This is a genomic window from Aquimarina sp. I32.4 (assembly GCF_002924285.1).
Taxonomy (GTDB): Bacteria; Bacteroidota; Bacteroidia; order Flavobacteriales; family Flavobacteriaceae; genus Aquimarina.
The window spans coordinates 32,574-47,176 of record NZ_PGUB01000033.1 but is presented as its reverse complement, the minus strand read 5'-3'; the positions used below and the strand labels follow the sequence as shown (position 1 = coordinate 47,176).

Genomic DNA, 14,603 nt, shown 5'->3' with positions numbered 1-14,603 from the left:
GTTTCAACTCCTGTGACCACTCCTTTGAATTCTAATTCTCTATAACTATCTACAGTAGAATTGGCACTTACTTGTATGGTGATAATACTACCTATATATTCTTTACTCTCGCCAATTAGCTCATCAGAGAGTTGTTCTATTGCATCAGTACGGCATACCAACTCTAATGAATGATGAGCATCAATTTCCTGATGTAACTGAAGGGTTTTATAGGAACTCAGTTGTTTGTTGGCGATATAGATGGTAGTGGTAGTTTGTATGGCCATAATTCATTTTTTACTGTTAACTGATTTGATTGTATTTTGTTTGTGTGTTATTTTGATAGTCAATTATTTGATCTCTAAATATAAATGATGCAATTGATTCTACAAAACCCAAAAAGCAGGGGAAAAACCCCCTGTATGGTTGATTTCACGATTTTTAGAGTGTCTTTTTTGGTTTTTAAAATCATAGTTTGTTTTGTGTTTAAATTACTGTAAATCAATTAATTGTATTTTGTTTTTATTTTTTATCGTACTATTATTTCCTCTTTTTGGAATAGCCAAATTTTTTAACATTTGATTTTTCCTCGGCAGATTTGCAAAAAATGCTGTGATAAACTGTACCAGTTTCTTTGTCAAATTATACCCCAATACTACAACATAGTAGTCACGCTTTTTGAAACTGAGATATTTTTTTTCGTTTATGAGTTAGTATTGAATATTTTAGTAATGAATATTGAGAAAAAAACTTCTATGTTCAGTATTAGGTGTTCGGTATTCAATATTTTTTGTTTGATATTTTAGAATTCTTTATTACAAACACTAATGAGGTAAATATAACTCAAAAAATAGTTTTTTTTTAATATTTTCAAAAATAACTACTATCACTAGCTCTGTTCAACCCTAATTATAACACTAAAGAATAATGAAACAATTTTTATATAACTATAGTATTTCAAAGTTAAAAATAGTAGTATTGAAATTAACTTTCTAATGAGATATCAAAAACGAATTATTGACAAATTACAGCAATAAAAAATGCGTAGCTTTTGGCTACGCATTTTTTGTATTTATAAAAGTAATCTATACTTATTTTACTTCTTCAAAATCTACATCTTCTACATCACTTCCTTCAGAACCTCCTCCATCAGAAGATTGACCTCCTGTAGCTGCATCAGGGCCTGGTTGCCCACCTTGCTGTGCATTTTCTTGAGCTTTGTACATTTCTTCACTCGCTACTTTCCATGCTTCATTGATTTTATCTAGAGCAGGCTGTATTACTGTAGCATCCTGAGATGCATACGCTTTTTTCAATTCTTCTAAAGCTTCTTCGATAGGTTTTTTCTTATCATCTGATAATTTATCACCAAATTCTTTAAGTTGCTTTTCTGTCTGAAAAATCATTCCATCAGCTTCATTAAGCTTATCTGCAGTTTCTTTTGCTGCTTTATCAGCATCTGCATTTGCCTCAGCTTCTTTTTTCATTTTCTCGATCTCCTCGTCGGTCAAACCTGAAGAAGCTTCAATTCTGATATCTTGAGTTTTGTTGGTAGCCTTATCTGTAGCAGAAACTTTGATAATACCATTGGCATCGATATCAAAAGTAACTTCAATTTGAGGCACTCCTCTTTGTGCTGGTGGAATACCATCTAAATGGAAACGACCAATTGTCTTATTATGTGCTGCCATAGGACGATCCCCTTGCAATACATGAATCTCTACTGATGGCTGATTATCTGCCGCTGTAGAAAAGACTTGTGATTTTTTGGTAGGTATCGTTGTATTGGCTTCAATAAGCTTAGTCATTACATTGTTCATCGTCTCGATACCAAGAGAAAGCGGAGTTACGTCTAATAACAATACATCTTTTACATCTCCTGTCAATACTCCTCCTTGAATTGCCGCTCCAACTGCAACAACCTCATCAGGATTTACACCTTTACTTGGAGATTTTCCAAAAAAGCTTTCTACTGCTTCCTGTACTGCTGGAATACGAGTAGATCCACCTACTAAAATAATTTCGTCGATATCACTAGTTGAGATTCCTGCATTCTTTAATGCTGTACGACAAGGTTCTATAGTACGTTTTACCAAATCATCAATTAATTGATCAAATTTTGATTTGGTTAATGACCTTACTAAGTGTTTTGGCCCACTTGCTGTAGCCGTAACATATGGTAAGTTTATTTCTGTTTGCGCAGAAGATGACAATTCTATCTTTGCTTTTTCTGCTGCTTCTTTAAGACGTTGTAAAGCCATCGGATCTTGTCTTAGATCCATATTTTCTTCTGCCTTAAACTCTTCTGCTAACCAATCAATGATTTTTTGATCTACATCATCTCCTCCAAGGTGAGTATCACCATCTGTAGCTAATACCTCAAAAATCCCATCTCCTAATTCAAGGATAGATACATCATGGGTACCTCCTCCAAAGTCAAAAACAACAATTTTTTGATCTGTACCTTTTTTATCAAGTCCATATGCCAATGCTGCTGCTGTAGGCTCATTGATAATTCGCTCTACTGTAAGTCCTGCAATCTCTCCTGCTTCTTTGGTAGCTTGACGCTGTGAATCATTAAAATATGCAGGCACAGTAATTACTGCTCTTGTTACATCTTGACCAAGATAATCCTCTGCTGTCTTCTTCATTTTCTGAAGCGTCATTGCAGATAACTCTTGTGGTGTATATAAACGACCATCAATATCTACTCGTGGTGTATTATTGTCTCCTTTTACAACTTTATATGCTGCTCTTTCTGCTTCTTTTGAAGATTCAGAAAATTTATTGCCCATAAATCTCTTGATAGAAGAGATCGTCTTAGTTGGGTTGGTAACTGCCTGACGTTTTGCAGGGTCTCCTACTTTGATTTCTCCTCCTTCTACAAAAGCAATGACAGAAGGAGTAGTTCTTTTACCTTCGGCATTAGGGATTACTACAGGCTCATTACCTTCCATTACAGAAACACATGAGTTAGTTGTCCCTAAATCTATTCCTATTATTTTACTCATCTTTTATACTAATTGTTATACTTTATGTTCATGATAATTTATTCCTGTTAAGTCAATGATTATGCCATTAGCATCAATATGACAGGATGTCACTATAGTTATTTAACCCTTTTCTAGAAATAATTACAAGTAAAATAATAGAGAGTATTAACTATTCTTTAAAAAACAAGTTTCTTTGTTACCAAAAAACTATATTTACCCGCAAATTTTTATCAATAATTACATATTATGGAATGCATCAGTGTTTTTGATATGCTCAAAATAGGTGTAGGGCCTTCAAGCTCACACACATTAGGCCCTTGGCGTGCAGGAGGAAGATGGATAGAAGAACTAAAAGAAGCTACGATTTTTGAATCAGTAACTTCTATTACCGTTGATCTTTTTGGCTCTCTCTCTTTAACAGGAAAAGGACATGCTACAGATATCGCAGTAATACTAGGGTTATGTGGATATGACCCCACAACTATTGATGTATCGACTATCGATTCTATTATTGATACAATTACATCTTCTAAAACACTGCCATTTAATAATGAGTTACAGATAACTTTTGATCCTCAAATACACATTGTTTTTAATAGAGACTTCAAAGAATTTCACCCCAATGGTATGACTTTTCATGGTACCCTAAAAAATGGAGAAGTGATTTCTTCTTCTTTTTATTCTATTGGTGGAGGCTTTGTAGTAAAAGAGGAACGAAAAAGAAAAGAGAAAAAACTAGAAGAGTTTCATAAATTCCCTATGCCTATCCAAAAGGCTACTGATCTTTTGGCATATTGTAGCACTAAGAACAAAAAAATATCTAAAATTGTGTTAGAGAATGAATTCTCTCTAAAAAATGCTTCGCAAATAGATACAGGAATTGCACAAGTTTGGCAAGTAATGCTAGAATCTATGTATACTGGTTGTCACACAGAAGGCACACTACCTGGTGGATTAAATGTAAGACGTAGGGCATATGATACTCATAAAAAACTAATCGGTAATCAATCCTATACATCTCCTCAAGAATGGATTGAAGCGATCCGTAATACAGAAGTAAAGTTTCGTCAAATACTTAAATGGGTATCTTGTTTTGCTTTGGCTGTAAATGAGGTAAATGCTTCATTAGGGCGTGTGGTTACTGCTCCTACCAACGGAAGTGCAGGAGTTATTCCTGCTGTGATGATGTATTATATGGTTATAGAGAATCATGATGCAAATTTTGATGATATAAAACAATTTATGCTTGTTGCTGGAGAAATCGGAAGTCTTTTCAAAAAAGGAGCGACTATTTCGGCTGCAATGGGAGGTTGTCAAGCAGAAATTGGTGTTTCTTCTGCAATGGCCGCAGGTGCATTAACTGAACTTATGGGTGGAAGTCCAGAACAAGTACTAATAGCAAGTGAAATTGCTATGGAGCACCATCTAGGATTAACATGTGATCCTATTGGTGGACTCGTACAAATTCCTTGTATAGAAAGAAATGCAATGGGAGCTATAAAAGCTATTAATGCTTGCGAAATGGCACTGGATACTGATGCTGCAAATGCTAAGGTGCCTTTAGACAAAGTTATTGAAACAATGTGGGAAACGGCTCAGGATATGCATACAAAATATAAAGAGACCAGTGAGGGTGGTTTGGCTATAAAAGTGAGTTTAAGTGATTGTTAAGCTTTTATCACAGTAATTAATTAGGATTTCTATACTTTATTTACATGTGTCTTTATGTCTGGTATCTGTAATTGCTAGTATTCGCCAAGCAGTACCATCATTAAATAACTGAAACATATTAACTCCACAGTGACTAAATGTATCATTCACATAAAACTCATATGGAGTCCAAACATTTGCGATCGATGCATCTGCCTCTATTTTGAAACCTAATAATCGCTCATCCCACTTTTGTTCTTTGGGCCTGTTATGAATTGTGGTCAATACTTTTGCTATATCAACTTGAACTGCTTTTATCTTACCTTCTTTTGTTTTTACAATCGTTTGTAGAGCAATGTTTGCATCTATAGTCATTCTTATCTTGGCCGTATCCCCAGAATGAAAACCTTCAAAAAACTCTAAAATCGTATGCTTTACTTCTTTTTTATAACGACTGACATCTTCTCTAGCAACACTTTTTTGAGAAAAGACACTTCCCCAAAATAATAACATAACTATCAATGATACTTTATACATAATAATGATGGTTTTCTGAATTGAATATAAAAATAAGGTTTTAATTATTTTTAAAGTTTGTAATTTTTATACTATTCTTATAAAAGAGACATCAAAAAATCAAAACACTTATTACCATATTATAGGTAATTCATTACTTTTACAATCCAAAAAATAATTTAAAATGTCCACAGCAAAAAAAGATTATAAGCGCGTTACTGTAAAATCTCTGATAGAGATGAAAGCTAATAAAGAAAAAATATCTATGCTAACGGCTTATGATTATACAATGGCCAAAATTGTAGACGGTGCAGGTGTAGATGTAATTCTTGTAGGTGACTCTGCATCCAACGTGATGGCGGGTCATGAAACTACACTACCTATTACATTGGATCAAATGATCTATCATGCATCTTCTGTTATCAGAGCAATTCATCGCGCATTAATTGTTGTTGACCTACCTTTTGGGAGTTACCAAAGCGACCCAAAAGAGGCGTTGCGTTCTGCAATCCGCATCATGAAAGAATCAGGTGGACATGCTGTAAAATTAGAAGGAGGAAAAGAAGTAAAAGAATCGATACGTCGAATTCTTAATGCAGGTATACCTGTTATGGGACATCTTGGTCTTACCCCTCAATCTATATATAAATTTGGGACGTATACGGTACGTGCTAAAGAAGAAGAAGAGGCTAAGAAATTAAAGGAAGATGCACTCATGCTTCAAAAATCAGGATGTTTTGCTATTGTATTAGAGAAAGTCCCTGCCAAATTAGCCAAAGAGGTTGCAGAAAGCCTTACTATACCAATTATTGGTATAGGAGCAGGAAATGGAGTTGATGGCCAGGTATTGGTTACTCATGATATGTTAGGAATGACGCATGAATTTAATCCTCGTTTTTTAAGACGCTACCTCGATTTATATTCTGAAATGACAAATGCTTTTAAACAATATGTTACAGATGTTAAGGCGGTAGATTTTCCTAATGATACTGAGCAATATTAATTTATGAGAATTCTTAAAAAAATTTTCTTAATTATTCTTGGAGGAAGTTCTATTCTGGGAGGAGCACAAACAAAAGAAATAATTAAACTAAACCCTAAAACCAATTCACCTTACTACTACAACTGGGAATTTTTAATTACCAATAAGAATCATAGAAATTCTAGCTCAAAAGATTTTACAGCTAACTTTTTGGGAACAGAATCTCTTACTTTTGAAAAGAGCCCTAACAAAACATTTAAGGTTACTGAACAAATTCTAGATTTGAGTTTAAAGTTTAATGAAAAGATGCAATTTTCATTATCTCGAAATTATTCCAAAGATTACCCTGACATAGTAGATGGAATAACAAAAACTATAAAATCTTTTAAACATTCTTTTCATATAAATAAAAAGGGGAAAATCTATAATAACGCATTTGTTTTTCCAAATAATGATTTGAAAAAACCTATAAAAGAACTTCAAAAAATCAAAGAGCTTTTAAAAAGCACTAATGCCAATCTAGATCTTTCTTATGTAGATAAAAAATTAAAGCTAGGATCTTCTTGGATAGTAGATAAAAAATTAAAGTTACTTACCAATGATAGTATTGTTTTTAAAACCACATATTACGTTAAGAATATCACCAAAGAAGAGGCGCTACTTTATCATAAAGGGACGGGAATTGTTCCAACAACAAATGACACTATTAAAACTCAAGGAACCACTACAATTGACCTCACTACAGGATTACCACTACGTATAAGAACTCACACTACACTAAAAGACAATACAACTATTTCATCTAATGTAGAAAAGGTTGATACTAGTAACAGTAATAACACCAATTATGTCAAAAATGCTTATTCTAATGGGTTATTGAGCTACGGATCAGAAATACAAAAAAAATATCACAATAAAGAAGTTCCTTTTTCACAAGAATTTCTTACTTCTCCCTTTTCATGGTATAAGTATAAAACGCCTTTGTTTTTAAAAAAAGATAACCTTATCCAATTAAACAAAGGGCTAAAAAAAACATATATTCTAGATGATAACATTCTAGATGACCTTATAGGAGAAAAAGATTTAACATTAATATCATACAGTTGTTTACCTTTTAAAGAACATATAGTTATCCTATCGTCAGACAGCCTAATTAATCTTAGTACCCAACATAAAATCCATATACTAAACAAGGCTTACAAATCCAATTACCATGACGGGAATACATATTTCTCTAATGGTCGTTTTACTTATTTACGTGATGAAACATTAAGTTACAACGATAGTCTAAAACTTTTTTATAGCATACGCTTTCCTGTAAGCACAAATAAAACAACGATTACCAAAAAGAATTTTTTGAAAAAAAATCTTTCTAATACATTACCTTTTAAAATTCTAAAATTTGATGATACCATTATCTCCATTAGAGGAAAGCACCGTTCACTAAGCTTTTATAATAGCCAAGATATAGAAATTCGACCTTCAGTATTAGGGCGAAAAAGTAGTGCTTTTAATAATGTAGAATATTTATCTGGCAAATCAATTGACAGCATCTCCAATATTGATCTTTTTCTCTACCAACAAGCCGATGAAAATGAAGGAAGTTATATTTATCATTACTATTTTAAGGATAAAGTCAAAACATTAACCGTAGAATACATAGATCAATATCAAAAGATCTCTGATGAAAAAATTATATCTAGAAACCAAAAAGAAACTACCAAGTATTCTAGAAATAATAATTTAAAATTTAAAACTGATACCGAAGTATTTATCGACACTACTATTGATTTTCATAGGTTTAGAAATAAATTACCTCTTTTTAGAAATAGTCTATCTGCTAAATTAAGTATAAATAATAAAATCTATGATGATTCCAATTTTGACATCTATCCTGATTATATTACTATAAATCAACATACTGACTATGACAATAAATCAGAAAATGAGATAAAAATCATTTATCCAACAGAAGTAAATGAAATAGAAATACAAAACAATTTAGACTATTTACAGAAAGTTGATGCATCAACGTTTAAAATTCTATCATCATTATCTTCTAACAAGCATTTACAAAAAAAAGGTTTTTTTTGTGGTAAAGATGAATTTGATTTAGAGTTAGAATATGACATCAAAAAAGAGAATGAAGATTTTTTACTAAAATTTAAAGGTATTCCTTCTAAAATTTCAATTCCGATATTCAAAAAATGGAAAGAAGTAAAGGTTTCAACCAATGAGAAAGGTGATAACAAACGATAATAATCTTCAGGTTCTTTATGAAGATAATCATATTATCATAGTAAATAAACGTCCAGGAGATATTGTACAGGGTGATAAAACTGGGGATACTCCACTTAGCGAAATTGTGAAAGCTTATATTGCTAAAAAGTACAATAAACCAGGTGCAGTTTATCTTGGTGTAGTACACAGACTAGATCGTCCTACAAGTGGTATCGTAGTATTTGCCAGAACAAGTAAAGCACTACCCAGACTCAATGCATTATTTGCAAATAAAGAAGCACAAAAAACATATTGGGCGGTGGTAAAGGATTTTCCGCCTAAAGAAAATGATACACTTATACATTGGCTAAAACGTAATCCTAAACAAAATAAATCATACGCTAATAAAAATGAAGTGCCAGATAGCAAGAAAGCTATTTTAGATTATCAACTCATAAAAAAACTTACTAATTACAACTTACTTGAGGTTACTTTGCATACAGGTCGTCATCACCAGATACGTTCTCAGTTATCTGCTATAGGCTGTATTATCAAAGGGGATCTCAAATATGGAGCTGATAGAAGTAATAAAGATGGTAGCATACATTTACATGCCAGAAAACTCACTTTTATTCACCCTGTAAAAAAAGAGTCATTATCTATCATTGCCCCTCCTCCATCAGATAGCATCTGGGATATTTGCTAATAAAATAATAAATACAACAATGGAATCATCGTTAAACTTATTAGATCAAATCGATTGGAGATCTCTATGGGAAATCATTAGAGATATAGTACTACCCCATTCTGGGACTTTAATTTTAAATTGTATTCTTTTTTTATTTTTAGGCTTTATTATATCTATTATCTATTGTATTGTTTTATATCGAAAAGGTATTTTTAAAAGAACTCCCAGATATTATAACTGGGCTGTAAAACTATATATTCCACTATTAATGATTGGAATGTTGTATGTGTTTGGACAATGGGGTTTGATACGTGGTATATACAAAATAGTAGATACAGAACGTCCTGCTATAGTAACTAGCATTTACACTAAGTCATTAGGCTATATTTTTGAAAACGAACAAGAAAAGCAGAAGTTTTTAATTTCTCTTCAAGTCTTAGCTATGGAAACAGAGTCTAATTCAACCGATTTTATCACATTTCTTAAAGATCATTATAAAAAAAAAGAAATTAAAAACGAATCGTTCGTCGGTTCTGTAGAAAATAAATTGGCAACATTCCTGCTCAATCACTACGGAGAAGAGATCTACACCTTTGTATTATACAATATGATTACTACAGCTGCAGGAAAAGGTGCTCATATTGATGTCTCTGATTCCTTATCATATGATGAATTTAAAGTGGTTATTGATTTTTTATTAGAAGTAGGATATGAAGATTTAGAAAAAATAGTTTTAGAAAAATTAGATCTTTGGGTTCATGATATCCTTTCTTCACAATACTATAACATAGTAAAACCGCTATTACTTCTACTAATTCTAATGATGGCAACTCCACTAATAGAATTTTTTATCTACACAAAATGGATTGCCCCCAAATATAATAAGCAAATATCATAAACATACAGAGAGTTTCTAGCTTACATCATGTTTCTCTTAGAACACTTCGTTTCTATTTACCTTACATATATAATAAGACTGTCTAAAAAGACAGCCATATTTATATAATCCTATAGAATAAATACTATTTCATAACCTTAATATCAACTTTTAATCTTTCTGAGTTGATAGCCGTCATTTTGATTGCTCCTTTTTTACCTGTTGCATTTTCAAAAAGAATTATTTTTTCCTTATGAGAAGAAATAGCTACAGAATCATTATCATCAACTACAGTAAGTTTTTTGAGTACACTATCATCTTTTATCTCATCAAACTGAGCTACTGTCATAGAGACACCTGTATGTTGTATTTTTGTTTTTGTTCCATTAGGAATGGTAGCTCCTTCTGCCGATGGGCTTATAAAAGCAATAAAATCTGTACCACTATCCCCTGCTAAATCAATAATTTTTGCTGCATCTGCATCAATTTTAAACGCTCCATACATTGTACCTGTACTCGTTGCAAAAAAACGTGCAGAATCGTCAAACGTAAATTCAACATTAGCATACGAAAGAATAGTAGTTTCTGTTTCACCACCAGTATCTGGTGTTCCCGCATCATCATCTTTGGAGCATGAAGTAAATAAAACTGTGAAAAGAAATACGGTACTTAAAAATTTAATTTTCATAATAATAAATCTATTTATATTTTAGTTTGTACCGCAAAAGTAAACTACAGAAGTCCCGTTTTTTGAAACTGGCATTATTTATTTCAAAAAAACAAGTCCTGTTTCTTAAACTATAGTATAGATTAGCGATAAGTACGTATACTCTCTATCACCACAGAAATGAGAATCAATACCCCACCAATTATCGTAGAAAACACTGGAATCTCTCCTAAAAAAATCATCCCTATAATAATACCATATATGGGTTGCACACTACTTATAATACTCGCTGTTGTAATTGAAAATCGCTTAAAACTTGCCAAAAACAAGGTATGACCTATCGCAGTTGTGAGTAAAGCGAGGATCAAAGTAGGGAACCACTGTTCTTTTATACCTGAACTGTCCATTAAAAATAAGAATGGTAAAAGACATATACCTATCACCACCAATTGATACCACATCAATACAGAACCATTATAATTACCTACCTTGGTTTTCATAATAAGATTTCGGAATGAATAACATATCGCAGAAAGTATTCCTAATAATACAGCTTTTGTATATGAATTACTAAAATCTAAATCGGGGACAAGAAAATAAATTCCTATTAGCACTAATAGTGCTAATAATAAATGTACTTTTTGAAACTTTGTTTTTAATAATATAGGTTCTAATAAAGCAGTTATAACAGGATATGTAAATATAGAAAGCATCCCTATTGCAACATTAGACAATTTTAAAGCATAAAAATAAGTAATCCAATGCAACCCCATTAATACTCCACTCAGAATAATTGTTGGACGATCTTTACTACTGGTTCTAAATGAAACTCCTTTCCATTTACAGAAAACAAATAATAATACTCCTGCCATTAACGCTCTAAAACCAATAATCACTGGTACTGGCATATCAATGTATCTTCCTAGTGCCCCTGAGGTAGCAATAAATAGCATTGCCAAATTGAGCTCTAGAAGATTTTTTACATGTAGTTTTTTTTGCATAATAGCTAATCTATTTGTCTTTATAAATAATCAATTATCGTACTTGCTTCTTTGCTTTTTCTTTAATAATGTCTGCAACTGGCCTTCCTTCTATATTACTTTCTAACCAAGAAAGGATATCCAAGTATAAAAATGCTCTTTTTTCATAAGGATGATTTTCATACTGTTTCAGCCTTTTGTGTAATTTCTTGAATTCATCCTTAATCTGATGAGGAAAAATATCCCCTAGATTTTTAAGAAATTTTATCATTTCTTTTTGTACTTCATGCAAATCATCCATTTTAATCAGAAATCGATATGTTTCCTTCAATTGACTTTCCAAATGATAATCCATTCCTGCCTCATAATGAGCCACCAAGCTTAACACTCTAGAAAAGCACATCAGGTCTTCTCTCATCTTTAACGACTTATTATTGATAATCTTGCTCAAATACTCTATACACTTCTTATGATTGGCCATTCCAAAATAAAGACATCCAATTTTGTAATAAAGCACCATAATGTGATGATCATCTAATCTATTTTTGAATTCTGATATTCCTTTTAGGATTTCCTCTACCATATATTCTCCATCTTCAAAACTCCCCTCTAGGAAATGCACATTAAGCTTATTATTATATATAAACTGAAATGATAGTACCTCTATATTATCATCGTTAGGAAACGAAGAATCACTAATAGTTTTTTCGAACTCTATCAAAGTAGATTTTAGCTGTGTTCTATCTTTTATCAGATATAGTGATTCTAATAAATAGTGATTCCCTCTCAAGAAAAATACAGGATTCTGGTTCACCATTTTTGGATGTTCATAAAAAAGATCGAGCCATTTTTTTGAATATTTATAACATGATAAAAAATCTTGAACAATAAAGCTATACCATAGATGTGCTTTATACAACCATAATTTCTCTCTAAATCCCAGCATATTCCATTCATATTTTGGGAGTTTACTATAAAAATAATTAGTTACTTCATTATGTTCTTTATCATTTCTTACATATCCGCTTTTTAGCATTAAACCATATAACTGCAATGATAAATTAGATAGTTTACTGGTTAATACATTTTTTATACTCAATACCTTAGCCTCAACGGTCAATTCATCAGCCCTATTATTGATACTTCTGGTTATATACTGTGTTTCAATAATCTTCTCTAACTCTACTATCTCATAGGCAATATTATGTTCTTCATTTTCTTTTGCCTGTATTTTTGCTTTATCCAGTATTTTCAAACTTTGCTTATACAATCCTTTATGATATAATATTGAAGCAAAATCTAACTGCTCTCGTATCTGTGAACGTATATTTTGATGTAATGGGCTTAATCGTAAACTAATCAGTATTTGTTTATACAAATGTGCTTTGAGATTAGAGAATTGTTGTTTTTTTACGATTCCTTTAGCAACAATAACATCTTCATCCATCGTATCACTTTTATCCAAATGATTAAACAGTGCTAAGAATTTAGAATCAGTATTTACCCCTAATCGTCCCACGTATACTTTAAATTGTCTCTTTTCTGATTTGGATAATGATTTAACCAAAACAAACAAAGGATCTTTTTGCTCATTAGTCATTGTAAGAAAATATCATATAGTTAACTGATTAAAAGAAAGTTATGTTTTTATCGAAAGATTTTAGCATTGTAAAATCAATAATCAAACACCTATCTTTTGAATTCCCAAAATATAAATTCGTAATAGATTAATGAAACATCTTTTGATAATATTTTAAAAAGATGGTGTTTTTAAAAATTAATTAAAAGCAAAATTCACTGTATTTATATGAGTAATAATAAAGTTCAAATATTCGACACAACCTTAAGAGACGGAGAACAAGTCCCTGGATGTAAACTAAACACACAACAAAAATTAGTCATTGCAGAACAACTGGATCTTTTGGGTGTAGATATTATAGAAGCAGGGTTTCCTGTATCTAGTCCTGGAGATTTTGCCTCGGTAAATGAGATTGCTAAAGTTGTCAAAAATGCAACAGTCTGTGGACTTACCAGAGCTGTAGAGAACGATATCAAAGTTGCTGCAGAAGCATTACAATATGCAAAGAGGCCAAGAATCCATACAGGAATAGGTACTTCTGATTCTCATATTAAATACAAGTTCAACACAACTAGGGATAAAGTTATAGAAAGAGGAATTGCTGCTGTAAAATATGCAAAATCCTTTGTAGAAGATGTAGAGTTTTATGCTGAAGATGCTGGGCGAACTGACAATGAGTTTTTGGCTCGTGTATGTGAGGCTATGATCAAAGCTGGAGCTACTGTGCTTAACATTCCTGATACGACAGGATATTGCCTACCAGAAGAGTATGGTGCCAAAATAAAATATCTTAAAGAAAACGTAACTGGAATTGATAATGTTATTATCTCTTGCCATTGCCATAATGATTTGGGACTGGCGACAGCTAATTCAATTGTTGGGGCAATTAATGGTGCACGACAAATAGAATGTACTATTAATGGTATTGGTGAGCGTGCTGGTAATACTGCCTTAGAGGAAGTAGTGATGATTATGAAACAACATCCATATTTGAATATCAATACAGATATTGATTCTAGATTGCTATATGCTACCAGCCAAATGGTATCTGATCATATGGGTATGATGGTACAACCAAACAAAGCTATCGTGGGTGCAAATGCATTTGCTCATAGTTCTGGAATCCATCAAGATGGAGTTATAAAAAACCGTGAGACATATGAGATCATTGATCCCGCAGAAGTTGGTGTAACAGAGTCTGCAATTGTACTTACCGCAAGAAGCGGTAGAGCAGCTTTGGCATATAGATCAAAAAAAGTTGGTTATGAATTAACTAAGCTTCAATTGGATGATGTTTACTTAGAATTTCTGAAATTTGCAGATCGTAAAAAAGAAATTCTAGATGAAGATATTCATCAAATTATGAAAAATACAAATGTAGCAGCCGCAGTTGTTGCCTAATATAATATAGAAAAAATACCTTACAAGATCTGTTAAACAGATATCTCAACATGAGTAATAAAAGTATGACA

Annotated in this window: 12 protein-coding genes; 6 read left to right on the top strand and 6 right to left on the bottom strand. The window is 32.0% G+C overall.

The window, feature by feature from the left end:
• Together CVD18_RS09495 and dnaK are read right to left on the bottom strand one after the other, a co-directional pair.
• Window positions 1–266: hypothetical protein (locus CVD18_RS09495; RefSeq protein WP_146052746.1), on the bottom strand; the 266-nt coding region annotated here is incomplete at its 3' end.
• An 804-nt stretch (window positions 267–1,070) separates the two neighbouring features.
• Window positions 1,071–2,990: a molecular chaperone DnaK gene (gene dnaK, locus CVD18_RS09490; protein ID WP_103865204.1), complete on the bottom strand. Its 1,920-nt coding sequence runs from the start codon at window positions 2,988–2,990 to the stop codon at window positions 1,071–1,073.
• A gap of 228 nt (window positions 2,991–3,218) precedes the next feature.
• On the opposite strand from dnaK, the gene CVD18_RS09485 reads away from it, so the two are divergent.
• Window positions 3,219–4,643: an L-serine ammonia-lyase gene (locus CVD18_RS09485; RefSeq protein ID WP_103865203.1), complete on the top strand. Its 1,425-nt coding sequence runs from the start codon at window positions 3,219–3,221 to the stop codon at window positions 4,641–4,643.
• A gap of 36 nt (window positions 4,644–4,679) precedes the next feature.
• On the opposite strand, the gene CVD18_RS09480 is transcribed toward CVD18_RS09485, so the two are convergent.
• Window positions 4,680–5,159 carry a nuclear transport factor 2 family protein gene (locus CVD18_RS09480; protein ID WP_103865202.1) on the bottom strand — a complete coding sequence of 160 codons (480 nt, stop codon included), beginning with the start codon at window positions 5,157–5,159 and terminating at the stop codon, window positions 4,680–4,682.
• 163 nt (window positions 5,160–5,322) lie between these two features.
• Between CVD18_RS09480 and panB the strand changes: the two genes are divergently transcribed.
• The 4 genes from panB to CVD18_RS09460 are packed head-to-tail and all read left to right on the top strand — an operon-like array spanning window position 5,323 to window position 9,926.
• Window positions 5,323–6,141: a 3-methyl-2-oxobutanoate hydroxymethyltransferase gene (gene panB, locus CVD18_RS09475; protein ID WP_103865201.1), complete on the top strand. Its 819-nt coding sequence runs from the start codon at window positions 5,323–5,325 to the stop codon at window positions 6,139–6,141.
• Between the two features lie 3 nt (window positions 6,142–6,144).
• Window positions 6,145–8,379, top strand: a complete 2,235-nt coding sequence (locus CVD18_RS09470) for a hypothetical protein (RefSeq protein WP_103865200.1) — start codon at window positions 6,145–6,147, stop codon at window positions 8,377–8,379.
• A complete protein-coding gene (locus tag CVD18_RS09465) occupies window positions 8,354–9,046 on the top strand; it encodes an RluA family pseudouridine synthase (RefSeq protein ID WP_103865199.1) in 693 nt (230 codons plus the stop codon). The genes CVD18_RS09470 and CVD18_RS09465 overlap by 26 nt, the downstream gene beginning before the upstream one ends.
• Window positions 9,047–9,065: 19 nt before the next feature.
• Window positions 9,066–9,926 (top strand): hypothetical protein, encoded by an 861-nt coding sequence (locus CVD18_RS09460; protein ID WP_103865198.1) that lies wholly within the window; start codon window positions 9,066–9,068, stop codon window positions 9,924–9,926.
• Between the two features lie 124 nt (window positions 9,927–10,050).
• Here the strand turns inward: CVD18_RS09460 and CVD18_RS09455 are convergent, their stop codons facing one another.
• The 3 genes from CVD18_RS09455 to CVD18_RS09445 form a co-directional block, all read right to left on the bottom strand.
• Window positions 10,051–10,593, bottom strand: coding sequence for a hypothetical protein (locus CVD18_RS09455; RefSeq protein ID WP_103865197.1), 543 nt, complete (start codon window positions 10,591–10,593; stop codon window positions 10,051–10,053).
• A gap of 122 nt (window positions 10,594–10,715) precedes the next feature.
• Window positions 10,716–11,573, bottom strand: a complete 858-nt coding sequence (locus tag CVD18_RS09450) for a DMT family transporter (protein ID WP_199185066.1) — start codon at window positions 11,571–11,573, stop codon at window positions 10,716–10,718.
• Between the two features lie 34 nt (window positions 11,574–11,607).
• Window positions 11,608–13,152 carry a hypothetical protein gene (locus tag CVD18_RS09445; protein ID WP_103865196.1) on the bottom strand — a complete coding sequence of 515 codons (1,545 nt, stop codon included), beginning with the start codon at window positions 13,150–13,152 and terminating at the stop codon, window positions 11,608–11,610.
• Window positions 13,153–13,359: 207 nt separating this feature from the next.
• Between CVD18_RS09445 and CVD18_RS09440 the strand changes: the two genes are divergently transcribed.
• Window positions 13,360–14,532 carry a 2-isopropylmalate synthase gene (locus tag CVD18_RS09440; RefSeq protein WP_103865195.1) on the top strand — a complete coding sequence of 391 codons (1,173 nt, stop codon included), beginning with the start codon at window positions 13,360–13,362 and terminating at the stop codon, window positions 14,530–14,532.
• Window positions 14,533–14,603: the final 71 nt, after the last annotated feature.